Genomic DNA, 16,769 nt, shown 5'->3' with positions numbered 1-16,769 from the left:
TGATCAGGTTCGCGGACGGACAATGCTCACTCCTGGGGCGGCGGGCCCGAGGTCAGCCTGCCAAGCCTCGATAGTATACCCGCCCGGATAACCGCCAGATGATTCCGGGCCTCCACCTTCTCTCTCCGGTCCAACACGACGTTCGTCACGCCGGTGAGTAGGACAACCCCGAGAATCACGGCCAGCAACGCCAATGCCGGCAAGATGAGGCCGTAGCCGGCCAGGATCAGGAGTGTCAAGCCACGATCAAAGGGCTGCCGCTCCATGCGGAGAATCAGGAGCGTTGCCGCGAGAGCCGCAGTGATGCCCAACAACTCGGACCAGACGGTGGCCGACAGGGCCTGGTGGGGTAACAGCTCCGGCCGGATGAACCGGGCAGCGAAGAAGGCGTTGGACACCACGGCTACGAGCCAGACCACGAACTGATAACGTGTCTTCTCGATCAGGGTGAAGTGCACTCCTAAAAAGACAACCTGGCCTGCGACCATGAAGAATGTCAGCGACAATGGGATAATGCCCTTGCCGGCCGCATATCCCGCCGGAAACAGCCGGACGAGCCACGGTGCGCCCAGATCGAGCAGCGCGCAGATGAGTAGAGTCACCAGCAAGGTAACCTTGTGAGCCAAGAGAAGCTGTCGATTGGCCAGGTCGCGGCCAAGCGCTTCCCAGGTCTTCGTGACCGTCGGCTGGATGACCATGACCACCGAGGTCGCGGCAATCAGAACAGCTTGGGTGATCAGGTGAATGCCGGCACAGACGGCCACGACCTCCGGCCCATGCACTTTCTGCAGGAACCACATCGGGTAGTACTGAACCAGTTGCCAGGCGACCGCGGCCACGGCGGACCACAGGCTGTAACTCAGCATGCGACCCAGCAACGTGGCGCTCCCCGACTGGCCTGCCTCCAAGTCAAGCGGCCGGCCCTGGTCGGACATCGCGCGCACGAGCAACCACAAGGGCAGCCCGAAGACGGCCAGTGTGACCAGGTAGCTGGCCGCGTAGCAGACCATGATGGCTTCGGCAGATTCCTGACCGGCCAGGGCTGTCAGCACCGCCAGGAGCGTGAAAAGCAGGTTGCTGATGAGTTCCATCAAGCTCACCGCCAGGAACATCCGCAGCCCACGGACGAGGGCGAGGATGAGGATGTAGACGATGAGGACTAGCGTGGTGACTGTGGCCAGATACACCAGGGGGATGCGGCTGTCGGCGAGGCCCGTCTCCGGTTGCCCCTGGCCAAACGTGGCAAACAGCAGACGCGAAAGGGGGGCTGCGAGCAGGAAAACGATCGCACTCAACATCGTACCGAGCAGCAAGGCAAAGGGAATCGCTCTGCCCAGGAACGCGCGCAGGCTGTGTCGGGTCTCATACTGCGGTGTGTACCTCGCTACCGCCTCGTTCAGGCCGGCCGCACAGAGCGGCACCAGGATGTTGATCGCAAGAAGGATGATCTGGAAGATCCCAAACTCCCGCTTGCTGATCAGCCAGGCGAGGAGGACGCCCCGGACCAGGCCCAGCGCCCGGTAGAGCAACGCGGCCGGAAGGTAGAAGCTCAGGGACTCGGTAACCGTGCCCGATCTGAAAACCTGACCCAGGCAGCCGAGCGGACGCCCCACGATGGCTTGAGGGGAAGCGGTGTTGTGGCCCGGTTCACTCGTCACGTGTCGCGCCTCGCCGATTAGGGCACGATGATCGCCTTGGGTTCAAGCTTGCGCATGGCGGCCAGGGCATTGGACGCCTCGGCGTAGGTGCGGTAGCGGCCGACCTTGATGATCCAGATGGCGGCACCACCTCGGGGAACGTTCTCCAGATCGGGATCAAGGCCCTTGCGCCGCCATGACTTGACGGCTTCCTGGGCGTTGTCGGAACTCTGATAGGCCGCCAGTTGAATGGCGTAACACTCGTGCCGCCAGGAAGCGAGCCGCCGGGCTTCTGCGGCGATCGGACGGTCGTGGAAGTTGCGCAACAGCTCGGCCAGATAGGCCTTCGCCTGTCTCCAGCTGCCGGCCCGCTGGTTGGCCATGGCGGCTGAAAAGAGCACTTCGTCTTTGGGCGGCTGGTTGGGCAATCCGGGAATCGCCTTGGCGAATCGATCCGCGGCCTCAGTCCATTGGCCTCGTTCGTAGGCAAGCGTCCCTAATGATGCCTGCGCTTGGGCCGTGAGGTCGTCCCGGCGGCTCCTGCTCAGAGCCTCCTCAAAGTCGCTGCGAGCCGCCTCCGCCTGCCCGGCCCGCACCCGGCACAGCCCTCGGAGATAGTACGCCTCCCCGATCTCGCTGGCCTGTCCGTAGTCCTTGATCAGCCGGTTCAGCCGCCCAGTCGCCCCGCTCACGTCGCCTTGAGCATACTGCTGGTTGGCCTGGATCAGCAATTCCTTCTCCGCAGGACCAAACTGCGTGCAGCCCCCGAAAAGGGCAGCCAAGGCAACCAGAACCATGCCCTCGCGCCCCGTCGCGGAACTCGTGCCGACTGCCGCTCCCGTAGGCCGCCCGTCGCTCCATCCGTACTCATCGTTCACCATGGTCCGCATGGCTCCTTCGGATCCAGGAACCTCTCGTTTTGCCGCGGCCCGGCGCCTTCCGGTCCAGTGCCGATCCGGCGATGCCCGCGACTTTTTTCTCACCCAGGTGGACGGCCTCGCGGACCCCTGCTAGCATGATCGCAACTACGTCTTTTGTCGAGTCGGAGACCCCCATGCTGCTCAGATGCCTGCTTGACGCCGCCGAGCGGATCCCGGGGAAAGCGGCTGCCCGGGATGGCGTGCGCGAGGTAACCTATGCCCAACTGGTCACCCTCTCCCGCGTCATGGCCCGCCTTGTGATCCGAGAAAGTCGCTGCGAAGGGGTGGGCATCATGCTTCCCGCTTCCGTGGCCGCGCTGGGCACTATCCTGGGCACCCTTTGGGCAGGACGAATCGCGATACCACTCAATTTCCTTCTGCCCGCCCGAGAACTGGCCGCCATCCTCGCCGATGCCGGCATCGACTTGGTCATTGCCACGAGGCACTTCAAAGACCAGTTGGCCCAACTGCCCGTCAAGGCCGTCTACCTCGAGGACCTTCCCCTCAAGCGCGCCTACTTGGTCGAGAAACTGCGCTCCGCCCCCCCAATACCCCATGTGGATCCACACGACACTGCGGCCATCATCTACACATCCGGATCGACCGGGCAACCCAAGGGCGTCTGTCTCACCCACAATAACCTCCTCACCAACTGTCAGGGGGCCATCGAGCACTTCCAGATGACACCCGAGCACCACGTCCTGGGGATCATCCCGCCGTTCCACGTGTTCGGCCTGACCTGCACGACTCTGCTCCCGGTCGTCCTGCGCGCCACCGTCACTTTCCTCCCCCGGTTTTCACCCCAGGCCATCCACAAATCGATCCGCGATTCAGACATATCCATCATCATGGCCGTCGCAAGCATGTACGGGGCCATCGCTCGCCTCAAACAGATCGAGCCGGCCGACTTCAAGCGGCTTGTCTTGACGGTCAGCGGCGGGGAACCGCTCCCGCGACGAACCTACGACGACTTCCTCGCAAAGACAGGAGTCTCCCTCCTTGAGGGCTATGGCTTGACCGAGACCTCACCGGTCGTCTCCTCCAACCAGCCCTGGGCGAATAAGATCGGGACGGTCGGACGCCCAATCCGCGATTGCGAGCTGCTGGTTCGCGACGAGGCCGGCCGGTCGCTGCCCATCGGACAAGAAGGCGAACTCTGGGTTCGAGGTCCAATGATTATGAAGGGGTACTTTAACCGTCCCGAGGAAACGGCCGCCGTGATCGACAAGGACGGCTGGTTCCGGACCGGCGATATTGTTCGCCTGGACGAAGAGAGCTTCATCAAGATCACCGGCCGGGCCAAGGAGATGATGATCGTCGGGGGCGAGAACGTGTTCCCCCGAGAAGTCGAGTCCGTTCTGGAGCAGCATCCGGCGGTCTTCGAAGTCGGCGTGATCGGGCGCCTGGACCACAGCCGGGGCGAGGTGGTCGTCGCCTTCGTGGCTCTCAAGGACGGGGCCCAGGCCACGGCCGATGAACTCCGCGAGTTCAGTCGTCAGCGGCTGGCGGGCTACAAGACCCCCAGAGAGCTTTACATCCTTGAAAGCCTGCCCCACGGACCCACCGGCAAGATCCTCAAACGCGAACTCAAGGCCAGGCTCGGTGGGTAGTGCCGGTACTATAATTGCCTGGAACCGGCGACGGGGGCCCGTCCCGGACCCGGTTCATGGACCGATGCCCCAGGCATCAAGTGATCCAGGTCATTCGTTCGGCGTTCGTAGGTACAGGAGTCGAGGTGCAGCATGGAACTAACGTCGCAATTCTCCGTCTTCCTGGTCAACAAGCCCGGTGTTCTGGCCCAGGTGACTCGACAGATCGCCATGGCCAGGATCAATGTCCTGGCCATGACCCTGGCCGATTCGAGCGAGCACGGCGTGCTCCGCCTGGTCGTGGATGCCCCTGGTCGTCTCCGTGAGGCTCTCACCAGGCTGAACCTGCCTACCACGGAGACCGAGGTCCTGGTTGTCGCTCTGGCCAACCGCTCCGGAGCGCTGGCAGATCTGTGTCAGAGACTGGCTGACGCACACATCAACATCAGTTACGCCTACTGCACGACCGGCGCACAAGGGGGCAAGACCAACGGGGTGTTCAAGGTCGCCGATAACAAGAAGGCCATGAAGGTCCTGCAGGAGAAAGGACCCAAACGTCGCGATGCACAGGCCGACCTCCGGCGACCGGCCGTTCTCCGATAGGTCATCGCGATCGGGGAACTCTCGGTTGCCGGTGCCGGGCGTTCAGAATCGTATCCAGCGTCTTGCGAATGCTGCGCACGAGCTCCGCCCGGTAGATCGGAGACGCTAGCGTGCCCTCCACGCGGACCTCGACCAACTCCCGGGCAACGCCTTCCAGCAGTTCGCTCAGCACCTCGATCCTGGGCAAACGCAGCGGGCTGCCGATCAACAGCGTGAGGTCGAGCGCCTCCGTGGGCGTGTTCACCTGACCGGCTCCGACCATCGACAGCGTCTTGCCTCGCAGGTCAATCTCCTCGAACAAGAGCTGGTCACCATCCACGGCGAAGGTCAGCAGGGCATCCTGAAACGCGCTCTGATCCTCGGCCGGCTTGTTCGCCGCCTGCAGCATGGCCAGCAGGAACGGCAGCTTCAGCATCTGGGCCTCTCGAATCGTCACCGAACCGCTACCGTGCCGGCTGAACGGATCGCCGAACCGGCCCGCCAAAACCAGGTTGCCTTCAACTTGGCCTTGCAGGTCGACCGGCGTCTGGCCTGGCTTAAGGGCGGCATTCAAGAAGTCCCCAATCGACACCTCCCTGGCCGCGAGCGACAGGCCAAAGGCCGGGCCCGAACGCGAGGTGTCGATGTCCACTTCCCCCATCACGCTGCCACCGCAAAAGTTGCCGAGAATCTGCTGGATTCGAAAAACAGGATCGTTCGCGGGACGAGCGAATTGGGCTTTGACGTTGCTCAGCGGACGGCCGTCGATCCGCAACGATGGCCAGTCCAGTTCCCCGCTGATCTCCCATCCGTCACCCATCCTGCCCGTCGCACCTATCACCCCGTGAATGTCCGTGAGAGACGAGCCCAGGGCGAGCGACAGGCCCTTCAGCTCAGCCCTGCCGGAAAACTCCCAGGCAGGCCGCGAACCGGCACTCAGCGTCATGGCCAGGCGGTCGAAGGTCAAATCCGCTTTGCCAATGGGCTTCACATCGTTCCAGAGTCGCCGTATTCGCCAAGGCAGCACCTGCCGAAGCGATTCAGCGAAGCCGACCTCCTTGGCGTCGATGGCCAACTCGATCGAGGTCTGGTTCCCTTGCCGACGAACGGTACCATCGATGCGTACCGGGCTGTTCTCGTAGCGAGCCGTCGTCGATTCGATGCGAATCGCACGGGGGGTCACCGTAATCCGGCCCTTGATTTCCCGGAGCGGTAGCGCGAAGCCCTCGTAAACTGCCTCGCAACCCTGAGGCTCGATCGCCACGACGTAGTCGGATGTGTCCGTCGGGAGACTGGTGGGCTGCGTTGTACCCGCAGGCCGGGACGAGAAGGACGAACGCTCGTACCGGGCATCCACGGCCGCTGTACCCTTGGGCTGGAACGAGTCATAGACCTCCCGCAAGCTCGCGGGGAGAGACTGGCGAAGCCTATCGTCGAGCGGCATGCGATCGGCGGTCAGGTGCAACGACAGGTGCGGATCGTCATCCGCGAGCGGAATCCTCGCCGAACACCGGACCTCCGCTTGGCCGAGTCGGCCTTCGAAAGAGGTCACCTCAAGGGTCTCTGGCGTGATCTTCAGTCTGGCTCGTGCGTCTTCCAGTCGGGAGGCGCCCTCGGGAATGACAACCGATGTCCTGCTCAGGTTCGCGTCGAGATTGCAGGTCAGCGCGCCACCCGGCTCGGTCGTGCTCAGCGTGCCGTCGATGTCCGCAACGCCGGTGGGTTCGAATCGTTCGTACAGCCGCCGGCCGCTGCTGGGAAGAGCTTGGCCGAGCATCTCGTCGATCTCAATGCCGGTGGCGCTCAGCGTCAGATCGAACGCCACGCCCCTATCCGGCGCGTCCGAGGCCCATCCGCTGACGCTGACCCGCCCATCCCTCCGCCGGCCGGAGAGATCCTTGACCTCGATACGCTGCTTGGCGATGCGCATCTGCCCGCCAAGATGGTCCAGCGGGTAAGGGAAGCTGTCCAGGTTCACGCTGCCGTCCAGGAAACGCAGGTCGACTTCGGTTTCCCAAGGTGCCGGCGGACCGTCGAGAGGTCTCGCTGGCCGCTTCATCTCAACGTGGACATCAGCCTTCGCAGTGGCTCGGAATCTGCGGATGAGTTCCTGGTCTCGCCGATCGAGGCAGACCAGCAGGTCTTCGGTCAAGCTGATGCCCTCACCGGTGATGCTCAGCTGTCCCTCCTGGGACAAGCGCCCGCCCAGAAGGCCGTTGATGACCACCCGGCCCCGGTCGTGAACCCCCGCAATGTCCTTGAGCGCGATCCGACCGTCCGGTCGGAACTGAACCGCGCCGTTCAGCTCGTGGAGCCGGTACGGGAAGAAGATGTACTGAGCGGACGAGTTCCGAAACACCAGCTTGCCATCGATGAACTCGACGTGGCTGCCCGGCCCGGCGGATTTCCGGATCCGAGCCGTCAGGTCCATCGCCCCCATCCCGTCGAAATCACGCACGAAACGGCTTACCGACGGCCAGCTCTGTACAAACCGTCGCTCGGCTTCGTCCGCCTGTCCGTCGGCACGCGGCAGTTGGACAGTGTCAGCCTTGATCTCCAGTTCGAATCCCAGGCTCTCGATGCCCCGGACGGCGTCGGCCGGCAACTCCAGCCGACCTTTCATCGCGACCGGCCGGCCGTGAAATCGGCCCCGGAGGTCGGCGGTCGCATCGCGGCCGGAGATCGTGATCGTGCCTTCGATCTGATCAAGGCGGATGTGACGTTGCTCGGGTGGACGAGCGGCTTCGTCGTCGTTCAGTGGAACCGACACGGTGGCCTCGCGCAGATCAAGCGATGCGGCAAGCCTCGCGCCCTCATTCACCCGAAGGCTGTTCGCGCGGACGAAACCGCTGGTGGAGAACACCTCGAGCCACCGCGAGACCGTCGCCGGCGCTGCCATCCTGATCTCGTCCACGGACAGGAACGGTAAGCTGCCTTCCAGCGCGAGCGTCCGCATATTGAAGTCAAATTGGGCCGATTCCGGCTCCGTCTCGGCCTCGGCTGAGCTGTTGAACACCCGGGTGAGAGCGATCGTGTACGTGTCGGCCTGGTCGGGCTTGGGCCGAGCCTCCACCCAGAATCCCTGGGCCGGTGCGCGAAACCAGCCGCGCTCGTCCAGCCGGCATTGGATGACCCGAGCATCACGCAGCCGGATCTCCGGAAGCTGCATGGCCTTCTTGGACAAGCGCTTCCTATGCTGGGGAGCCATCATCTCCCAGTTCCACTTGCCATCCGAGCTGCGGCGGGCAACAACGATCTCGGGATTGATCGCTGTGATCTGCGGCACGACAAGATGGCCAGTCAGAACGCTGACCGGGCGGAGCTGCAGGAAGACGGTGGCGGCCCTCAGGATGACACGGTTGGCCAGCGAATCGTCACTCGGGTCAAAGCGCGCTGCGGTTGGCGTCGCAATGGTCACCCCGACCAGATGCAGCCCCTCGAACATGTCCAGGCGGACATCTTCGATCCGCACCTCGCCGCCGCTGAAATCCTCCAGCCACCCCTCGGCCATCGCCCGCAGCCGGGTCTTGTCGGTCAGTCGGCAGTACCCCCCCAGAATCAGAACCAGCACCACCAGTAGAGCCAGACCAACCCACCGCCGTCCCCGAGACAGCGGCCGGCGGCGCTTCAGCAGCACACCCCACGGCTTGGTGAAGGGATTCCTCAAGAGCGGTTCACCTGGGCAGGTTCCCGGTTCGCCGGCGCGGCCCCCGGGCCACCAGGCCGGTCGCGGCCAGCACGCATAGGAACGGCATGATCGGCACCCGATACCGAACACTGCCAACGAATACCATGTGCAGCAGTGTGAACACAATCACCGGTAAGAGCAAGAGGAAGGTAGTCGCCACACGCTCCCGGCGCGAAGGCGGCTCGCCCTCTCGACCGGGTTTGCGACCCACGACAACACAGAAGCCCGCCACCGCCAGAACAAGAACCGCCAGCATCCAGATCCCGCTGATCCAAGCCACCATGCCACCTCGATATGCCGCAACGTTCGGGGTGAGACTCCAGGTTCGAAGGAACTTGGCGCCCATCAAACGCACGATCCGGCCAGGATCCTCGGCGATAGCCTTCCAGGCTTGGGCTCGAAAATAGGCGTCCCACTCCACTTCGCTGAGCCCCTGCACCTCGGTCATACTCTTGGTATGGGCCAGATCGCTGTCTCCTGTCGCACCCCCCCGAACTCCATCGTACAGCGAAATCCCGCCGCGAGTCGTCAGCCACCGCCACTGGCCGACAGTCTGGTGGTTGCGGACGGCCCAAGGAACGAGTCCAAGCATCGGAACGGCAAGAAGGAGACCCCCGGCCGCAAAGCTCCGCCAGTCGAACCGCTTGCGCAGCACTATCACCACAGGCAACAGCAGGACAAGGAACACGGCCGAGGGGCGGAGCATGATGCAGCCCCAAGCCATCACCCCGCTGAGCAACGCGTCCCGGATCGAAAGCCGTCGCGCCCGGTCGGCCATGGAGATGGCGAATGCCATCCATCCGACCAAGACCACTGCAAACAAGGCTTCGGTGAGCAGGAGACCGGAAAAGAACACCAGGAACGGATCGAGCGCCACAAGCGTGCCTGCCAGGGGGGCGATGATCCGAATCCCCGACGACAACGAGACGGCCATGCACCACCGCCAGGCGAGAAACATGGCCGCCGGGGCCGCCAACGCTCCAAACAACGCTTGTCCAATACGAGCCCAGAAGAGCGGCCGCTGACAGCCTGTGTAGATCGACAGAAACGCCGGATACGCGGGCATGTACGTTGCCCGAAACCCAAACTCGTCGACCAGCCCCCGCTCCGCCGCCAGCGACAGGGCTCCCTCCCAGTAAGCTTCCTCATCCGGGTAGGTCAGCGTCTCCGATCGCTCCGGCGAGCCAAACCGCACAACCACCCACCCCACACGCGCTATCACCGCAAGCAGAAACAAGGCCAGACCCCACGTGAGGAGGCGGTTGGTCGACGGGAATGTGCTCGATATGTTCACGCAAGTACGCAGCTATCGGGTTTCATGGGCTCGAGCGGTCGTCGGTCGAGATCGTCCCCGACCCTTGATCCCAGGATCCCGCCCCGGCTGAAAGGCGACAGATCGCATCCCCATCTCGGCGTGTCGGGCCTCGCTAGTAGCACGCGTGGATGTCGATCCCCTCGAAGTAGTGCCGCACGATCTGTTCACACGTGTAACCCCTGAGGGCCATGCCCAGCGCTCCAATCTGGCACATGCCCACGCCGTGCCCCCAACCGGCGCCGGTCAGCGTGATTCGCCTCGGAACACCGTTCGGGTCGCGTTCTATGTCGATCTTGAATGCACTGCTGTAGAGAAACTTCTCGTGTAAGGCATCGCGGATCTTGTGCTGGTCGGTCAGCTGCACCAGATGGAGCTGGCGCATCGGGTCCAGATACTCGAGATCCATCGCGATCGCTCGGCCCGAGAGCCCTCGTCGCGTCACCCGAACGTCCATCAGCGTGGAAAGGGCGGCCACCTTGCCCGGATCCTGTCGGGCGAAGAACTTGTCGCGCAGGATCTGCTCGAGGTCTTCGCGATCATAGTGAATCTGCCAACGGAAGTAGTTGCCGCGCTCGTCCACCTTCCCGATGTACCGGGCAACCTCATCATCAGGTACAACCGCTGGGCTGCAGAAGATGTCAGTGTGTGCCAGCCATGAGCCGGTGAGGTACTCGTCGAGATTGTCCTCGGTCACGGGAAAGAACCCTCGGGCCTGCGAGCCCGCTGGCGCGTCGACCATGGCCACCAGGCCGGCCTTGGCAACGGACCAGGTGTTCTCCGGCGTCTCGCTCACGCCCCCGCAGCTCTTGGAGTAATTGGCGTCAATGACCTCGCCGCTGGCATCCACCAGCACCTGGCCGCGCGTGGCCCGCACCGCCTCCACCGCCGTAGGCGTCAGCGACGTCGTGCCGTGGTACCGCTGACAATCGTCGTCGTTGCAGCGGTCGAAGGGCAGATCCGGGTGCTTGTTCTCCGTATAAGCCAGGACCCACGATCGAGCGACAATGACCTGGGTCTTCAGATACTCCACCGGGCAATTGCCGCTCATCTCTGCCGTGAGCACGCCGACAAGGTACTGCTCGAGCGGGACCTCATTGACCAGCAGCAGATGGTCCTCGTGCAGCCGGAACTCGAGCATGCCATTCAGGCTGGTGTGAATCCGCTTCTGCCAATGGAAGCCACGCCCGGTGACCACTCCTCGGACCAATGCTCCCGCCCCTTGGGCGAGCCGCTGCTCCGCCTCAGGCATCAACCGGATGATGCCCGCTTTCCCGATCGCGCTGTCGCCGCCCTTCAAGACCAGTCGCCGATCATCGATCTGGACCTCAAGGCTGGCCCCCTGGAGCATGGGACCACTCATGTCGTCCAGCCAGACACGATAAGCATCATCCTTGGGGGTGCTCAACCGAACCTGATGCGTTTCGTCTTCGGGAAGGATGATGCCCACGCGGATGCTCGGCTCCTGGCGGGTCTCCATATCCCACGCCGCTAGGCTGCAGACGCTCATGATATGACAAATCTCCTACGTTTGTAACGTAGCCCAAATGCGTTACTTGCGAAACAACAGAGAACGCCGCTGTCTATTGCGGACACCTTCGGTCCCATTTCCTCAGCTCGCTCGTCAGCTTCTCGGCCACGGGTATGGCCGGAACTCGGTCGGTTCGAGTTGGAGGACACGACCATGGCCGCGACAGTAACCCGGAAGGGCGGGCACGGCAAGCCGAATCGTGGAGCGACTCATCCGTTCAAACCCAGGACGCCGCCATGGGCCTTGAAGGCCCGAGCGCGGCCAGTTGACCTCCGGCAGGCCCGAGACGACCCCACAGCACCCGAGCCCAGGTGGTCTGGTGGACTCGGGGAGAAGAAAGGTGGTATCATGGAAGGCGCCCTGGACGGAGGACAGGACGCCGGCGGGCGTCGAGCCGAGTCCCGGTCCAGAGGCCTGGGCCAAAGGGCAACCAGCAGGATATGCGTAGCGCCCATTTCTCCGCCGCCCCCCGGGGTCGGCGCCACGCGATAGTGCCCTCGCAGCGACGGGCGCGAGCCATGGAACGGGAAACAAACCCGATTGCGGGAGGTGGTTTCCCGGTAAGGTGCAACTCAGGAAGGCTGGTTCTTGGCTTCGGCAGAACCAGGCAAGAGAGAGACAGGAAGACGCATATGAGCCAATCTTCTAGCCCCAATCGCAGAGTCGCCGTCGGTGGCGGTATCGTCCTGGCCGTGATCGTGGTCGTCCTCGGCTACCTCTGGCTCAACCGGCCCGCCGCTCAGCTCAAAGCACCTTCCGACGAGTTGATCGACAAGCTGATGGCGGCCAAGCCCGACCAGCGCGATGACATGATCATTGAACTGGGCCGCCGCGGCCCGGAGGTCATTCCCCAGGTGACAGCCGCTTACGAAAAGGCTCCCAACGACCCCGATCTCCGCATCCAGCTGGTGACCGCCATCTACCGCACGAACGCCCCCGTCCAGGCTATACCCGCACTTGAACGGCTGCTGCAAAAAGAAAAAAACACTGATGTCCGCAGCGCAATTCAGAACAACATCGCCGGTCTTCGCCGCAGCGGCAATCCCGCTCCTTGACAGATCACTACAAGGATGGCTAAAGTATTAGTACAGGTCTGCGAAGTCACAAATGTACAGAACAGGAGACTTGGCCATGCCGCACCTCAGACGTAGCCGGGGCTTCACCCTGATCGAAGTCTTGGTCGTCGTAGCCATCATTGCCCTACTCGTCTCCGTCCTGCTCCCTTCGCTGGAGTCGGCCAGAAAGCAGGCTCGGATGGTCGTTTGCCAGGCCAACCTCAAGTCGCTCACGACCGCCTTCCTCGCGTATTCCTCGGAGACCAAGGGCTTCCTTCCCGGCAACAGCGAGGATGACAACGCGGACTGGCTGGGACTCAGCAACAGGAACAGGAAGACCGGCGGATACCCCGGGCGCCAGCCCGAGGATGGCACCGTCTTCAAGCACATGGGCAGCAACAGGGCGGCCTACCGCTGCCCCGACGACAACCCCCACCGGGATACCAGCAGAACCAATGATGCCTACAGTTACACCACCCCCGTCATGATGAGCGGAGCCAATACCGCTTCCGTGGGACAATCCCACTACCGCTTCGGAGGAGCCGGCGCCTCCGGCAACTACAGCGAGACGGATCACACCGCGAACATGCGCGTCAGCCCCACCTTCATCCTGGTCGAGGAAGACTACGAGTGGTACCTGAGCGGGTGCAACAACAGCGCTTGGGACAACGACGACGGATTGACCGACCGGCATTCGCGCAAGCGGGGCAACGTCGGCTGCGCGGATGGCCACGTCGAGGCTCTGTCCCTTCCGCCCCGGCCCCATACGGAAGGGAAGTACTTCGGCTCCAGGGACCAGTGCGTCAAGTACAGAAGCAAGTGGGTGTCCGGTCGCGAATGGTATGATGAGTTCTACCGCGGCAGTTCCAAGACCGGCGGCAAAGGTGCGTATCGCCAGATCGAGAAGTGCCCGTCAGCCGAGGACTACGGCGTCAGGCACCGCTATAACTGACTGTTCACCTTCGGTGCCCGCGCCGGCGCGTGGTCGCTGGTCAGTTGTCCCGACGATTGCCGCTGCGGCCGGCTTCTGTGCCGGCCGTTCTTGTTGGACGGTAAATGACGGGGTTGAGGCCAACAGGACCCGCCCGAAGAGGGGTCCCGCCACGAAGAATCCCGCAGGTGCTCAGGATCTCGCCACGAGTTCTCCGTCAATGCGCGATGATGATCTCCGCCCGGCCGACGTTGCCCGGCAGTGTGACGATGCCTCCCTGGGCATCGAAGGTCGAGAGGGCAGCGCCGTTGAGGGTCACGGCCGCCACCTTGCCAGGTAACCGGGTGTGCAGCCGGATGGCCTTGGGCGGATTGCGGCTGGGACTACTGAGCTTGACCGACAGCTGCCGTCCATCTGCCGCCACTTCAGCTGCCAGATCGAGGGGCCCGAACCAGGTCGCCGCGCCCCGTATCGTGATCTTCTTGCCCGGCCCTAGCCATTCCTGCGGTACTCCGGCCAGCAAGTCGAGTTCCTGGCCGCGCTCGAACACCAGCAGCGAGCGGAGCCAGACGACGAAGGCGGATTCGTCGGGCGTCTTGTAGTTTGGTCCTTGGCCCAGCCCGTACGCCGCAACCGGGTGTTCGGTGAAGGCCCGAACGTCGGCGTACACGTTGGCGGCCAGGCTGTTGTAGAACGCCCGGACGGCATGCTTGCCCTGGCCGCGCTGCAGGTACACCAGCGGATTGGGCAGCAGGTTCGATTGAATCGTGATCCCACCCCAACTGAACCACCGTCTCTCGAAGTCGTCGAGTCCTCGTCCTCGTTCCTCGCCGATGAATACGTTGTCCTCCGTATCGCGGAGGATCCACTCGGCCTCGGGCGAATCCGGCGTGAACACGCCGCAATCGATCAGATGTACGGGGCCATAGAGAGCGTCACGGATCCAGCCAAGATCACGTCCGCGCAGCCGGCTCCGCGTCGGCTGAAAGGGCACGTAGGTGCCATCTCGGAGGCGGACAACCGGCGCTTGCACCATCGCCTCCCGGCACGAGTCTTCGAGGTGTTTGCTGAACGCGGTCGCCTCGCGGGCGATCCGGGCCGCTTCAGGAGCGTGGATCTCGGCCAGCGACTCAGCGGTCATTCGCATCCCCCGAGCGGCGTAGGCATTCACCGCGAACCACCACAACCATTCGGGCGGGTCCTCGAGGTGACCCGGAGGCAATAGCCCTTCGCCCCATCGAGCATCGTCCTTGCCCAGGGTGTTGGATTCAGCCGGGAGCCTGCTCTGGCGGGTCACGAAATCGCAGGCCGCAACCAGCTGACCGGTCACGGCCGATAGCCAACCCTTGTCACGAGTGAAGCGGTAGTGCTCGTTCAGCATCCACAGGGCGAAACCGTGGTCCAGGTTGTAGTTGAACGTCTGGTAGTTGCCGTTTATGCTCGGCAGGCCGTGGATGACACCGTGCTTGTCGGTGAACCGGCCATGAAGACCGCGCGTGGACTGACCCGTGAGAAACGCATCCAGATACTGTTGTGCGTGCGCGTGCAAACCACGCACCTCCAGCGCCCGGATTTGATGGCAGGACTCGTTCATGCACACGTTGTAGCTGAGCGTGGCCGCCGGCAGAACGCGAAAGCCTCCGTACGGATCACGATCGGCGGTGATCAGAATGTGAGCCAGCTGGGCCTTGTAGAAATCGTTGAGCAGCGGGTCGGGAACTTCGATGGTGGCTTGTCCGGCAATGATGGCCTGCCACCGCTCGCTCTCGCTCTTGAGGACCTTGTCGAAATCGAGCCCGGCGATCGCACGCCGCTCGACGTCAGTATCGATGGTGACAAAGGGCACAAACCACTCGAGAACCACGGACTGTCCGGCCGCCAGTCGGCCTTGCCATACAATGGCCTCCGCGCCGTCGCTGCCGTGGGATTCGATTCGGATGACCTCGGCACTGCTCCTGACGTGGTACCGATACTGCGGACGGTGATAGACACTCGCTTTTTTCTCGCGAATCGCCGCTCGGGCCGAGACGTGCCCCGACTCCAGGATCAGCTGCTCCCCGGGATCGCTGCTGAGTGCGGCCGCCGCCGTAACCGGGCCGCTGCCGGGATTGGTCATGGTCAACCGGGTCAGCAGGACAACGGTCTCGTCACCTCGGATCTCCCGCGGCTCGCCGTCGAGGAACGTGGCGACCGAGGTCTCCTCATACTTGACACCCTCGTGTTCCCACGAGTTGACCACGATGGGCAGATAGCCGTCCACCAGTCGCTGCTTGACGTTTCCCTCCGTTGTTCGGTCGAATGCCCGCGTGCCGGTATCCACCCGGATGTACCACTCGTCCGCAGGGAAGTGCATCCGGTCGCTGTCCGCCGCGGGCACTTTGAGTGCCGACTTGCTCAGCAGGATGCTCCCATCGTAACTAACCGCGATTTCCTGGCGGGCATCCGGCGGCCCGAGCGGCAGGTGCAGCGGAAGGTGGACCTGTCGGCTTTTCCTGAGCTCGGGAATCTCTCGCCGGGCCCGCTCCCAGCTCTGCTCCGGCTCCGTTGCCACCCGATCGAAAACCGAGATTCCCGTCCTTGATCCCGCCTGGAGAGCTTGCCTGCTGCCAACGTGAGCGATCACGATGCCCATCGAGGGAACGCGCATGATCCCGTGCTTGACGACCTCAGCCGGAAGAAACGACATGCCCACAAGCGGATTCTCCGGCGAGCGGAGTGTGACCACGGTGCGGCTCGGGGTCTCCAGGTCCTCGAGGTAGTTGACTTCGAGACTGGTGGGCTCGCGATTCAGCACCCAGCTCTGGATCGTCGTGTCGCCAACCAGTCGGTCGATGATGTCACCGTTAACCACCGAGACGTCCAGCGGAAGACGCAGCTTGCCTCGGGGCTCGAAGCGGATGTCGAACTTCGCCGAGAGCGTCTTCCGGGGACCATAAACCCGGAAGTATCTAACCGCAGGCAGTTCGATGTCCCGCCTCCCAAGGAGAAACCGCAAACGGTAGGTCCGACGGTAGATGACGTCCGGAGCCCCGGCGCCGGGCTGCTCCTGGTCGTAGGGCAGGAACGCGAAGGTGACGTCCCGATCGCCTGCCCACCAGTCCGCCTTGGCGGTGACCCACTTGCCGTGGAAAGGATCATCAACTCCCGCCCACCCGCCTGTCTCGGCACTCGGCCAATGGTCCTGATAATACTGCACGCGAATCTTGTCTCGATCGGAAATGGCGTGCCGGAACTCGATTTCGACCAGGCACACGTCTCTCGGCTCGTCCCACTCGAGACCGATCATGTACTCGTTGTCGTCGCCACGCCAGGGTTCCCATCCCTCGCTGCCTTGCTCGAGCTCCCGAACCTGCAAAGTCTCCGGCGAATCGCCGACGTACTTGACGACTCGGGCGAAGTCCGCCAGGTTGACCGCTTCGCCCACCTTGGCCTGGGCCGTCTGCCGCCCGACCCCGGTCGTCGCGATGACGCTGAAGACAAACCAAAGACTCCATTGCGGCATGCGTAAGCTCCTTTCACTGCAC

General features: G+C 63.4%; 10 protein-coding genes. 4 read left to right on the top strand and 6 right to left on the bottom strand.

Annotated features, from left to right (window positions below; genetic code table 11):
• Positions 1 to 26: 26 nt before the first annotated feature.
• Both KA354_13355 and KA354_13350 read right to left on the bottom strand, forming a co-directional pair.
• Positions 27 to 1,658, bottom strand: a complete 1,632-nt coding sequence (locus KA354_13355) for a lipopolysaccharide biosynthesis protein (GenBank protein ID MBP7935627.1) — start codon at positions 1,656 to 1,658, stop codon at positions 27 to 29.
• Positions 1,659 to 1,675: 17 nt separating this feature from the next.
• Positions 1,676 to 2,518, bottom strand: coding sequence for an SPOR domain-containing protein (locus KA354_13350; GenBank protein MBP7935626.1), 843 nt, complete (start codon positions 2,516 to 2,518; stop codon positions 1,676 to 1,678).
• Between the two features lie 173 nt (positions 2,519 to 2,691).
• On the opposite strand from KA354_13350, the gene KA354_13345 reads away from it, so the two are divergent.
• A complete protein-coding gene (locus KA354_13345; protein ID MBP7935625.1) occupies positions 2,692 to 4,167 on the top strand; it encodes an AMP-binding protein in 1,476 nt (491 codons plus the stop codon).
• A 132-nt stretch (positions 4,168 to 4,299) separates the two neighbouring features.
• Positions 4,300 to 4,749, top strand: coding sequence for an ACT domain-containing protein (locus KA354_13340; protein ID MBP7935624.1), 450 nt, complete (start codon positions 4,300 to 4,302; stop codon positions 4,747 to 4,749).
• 1 nt (position 4,750) lies between these two features.
• Here the strand turns inward: KA354_13340 and KA354_13335 are convergent, their stop codons facing one another.
• The 3 genes from KA354_13335 to KA354_13325 all read right to left on the bottom strand — a co-directional run bounded on the left by KA354_13335 (position 4,751) and on the right by KA354_13325 (position 11,238).
• Positions 4,751 to 8,395 (bottom strand): hypothetical protein, encoded by a 3,645-nt coding sequence (locus tag KA354_13335; GenBank protein ID MBP7935623.1) that lies wholly within the window; start codon positions 8,393 to 8,395, stop codon positions 4,751 to 4,753.
• Between the two features lie 7 nt (positions 8,396 to 8,402).
• Complete coding sequence (locus tag KA354_13330) at positions 8,403 to 9,710, bottom strand: hypothetical protein (protein ID MBP7935622.1); 1,308 nt, start codon at positions 9,708 to 9,710, stop codon at positions 8,403 to 8,405.
• A 133-nt stretch (positions 9,711 to 9,843) separates the two neighbouring features.
• Positions 9,844 to 11,238: a SpoIID/LytB domain-containing protein gene (locus KA354_13325; GenBank protein ID MBP7935621.1), complete on the bottom strand. Its 1,395-nt coding sequence runs from the start codon at positions 11,236 to 11,238 to the stop codon at positions 9,844 to 9,846.
• 653 nt (positions 11,239 to 11,891) lie between these two features.
• On the opposite strand from KA354_13325, the gene KA354_13320 reads away from it, so the two are divergent.
• Complete coding sequence (locus KA354_13320; GenBank protein MBP7935620.1) at positions 11,892 to 12,314, top strand: hypothetical protein; 423 nt, start codon at positions 11,892 to 11,894, stop codon at positions 12,312 to 12,314.
• Between the two features lie 52 nt (positions 12,315 to 12,366).
• Complete coding sequence (locus KA354_13315; GenBank protein ID MBP7935619.1) at positions 12,367 to 13,266, top strand: prepilin-type N-terminal cleavage/methylation domain-containing protein; 900 nt, start codon at positions 12,367 to 12,369, stop codon at positions 13,264 to 13,266.
• Positions 13,267 to 13,462: 196 nt separating this feature from the next.
• Here the strand turns inward: KA354_13315 and KA354_13310 are convergent, their stop codons facing one another.
• Complete coding sequence (locus KA354_13310) at positions 13,463 to 16,747, bottom strand: hypothetical protein (GenBank protein ID MBP7935618.1); 3,285 nt, start codon at positions 16,745 to 16,747, stop codon at positions 13,463 to 13,465.
• Positions 16,748 to 16,769 lie beyond the last annotated feature (22 nt).

Source organism: Phycisphaerae bacterium (assembly GCA_018003015.1).
Lineage (GTDB): Bacteria > Planctomycetota > Phycisphaerae > UBA1845 > PWPN01 > JAGNEZ01.
Note: the sequence above shows the minus strand (reverse complement) of the source record. Positions and strands in the feature narration are given on the sequence as shown.

Coding starts and splice junctions, on each gene's coding strand:
- KA354_13350 (MBP7935626.1), bottom strand. CDS start 2,518: ATGGTGAACGATGAGTACGGATGGAGCGACGGGCGGCCTACGGGAGCG.
- KA354_13345 (MBP7935625.1), top strand. CDS start 2,692: ATGCTGCTCAGATGCCTGCTTGACGCCGCCGAGCGGATCCCGGGGAAA.
- KA354_13340 (MBP7935624.1), top strand. CDS start 4,300: ATGGAACTAACGTCGCAATTCTCCGTCTTCCTGGTCAACAAGCCCGGT.
- KA354_13325 (MBP7935621.1), bottom strand. CDS start 11,238: ATGAGCGTCTGCAGCCTAGCGGCGTGGGATATGGAGACCCGCCAGGAG.
- KA354_13320 (MBP7935620.1), top strand. CDS start 11,892: ATGAGCCAATCTTCTAGCCCCAATCGCAGAGTCGCCGTCGGTGGCGGT.
- KA354_13315 (MBP7935619.1), top strand. CDS start 12,367: ATGTACAGAACAGGAGACTTGGCCATGCCGCACCTCAGACGTAGCCGG.
- KA354_13310 (MBP7935618.1), bottom strand. CDS start 16,747: ATGCCGCAATGGAGTCTTTGGTTTGTCTTCAGCGTCATCGCGACGACC.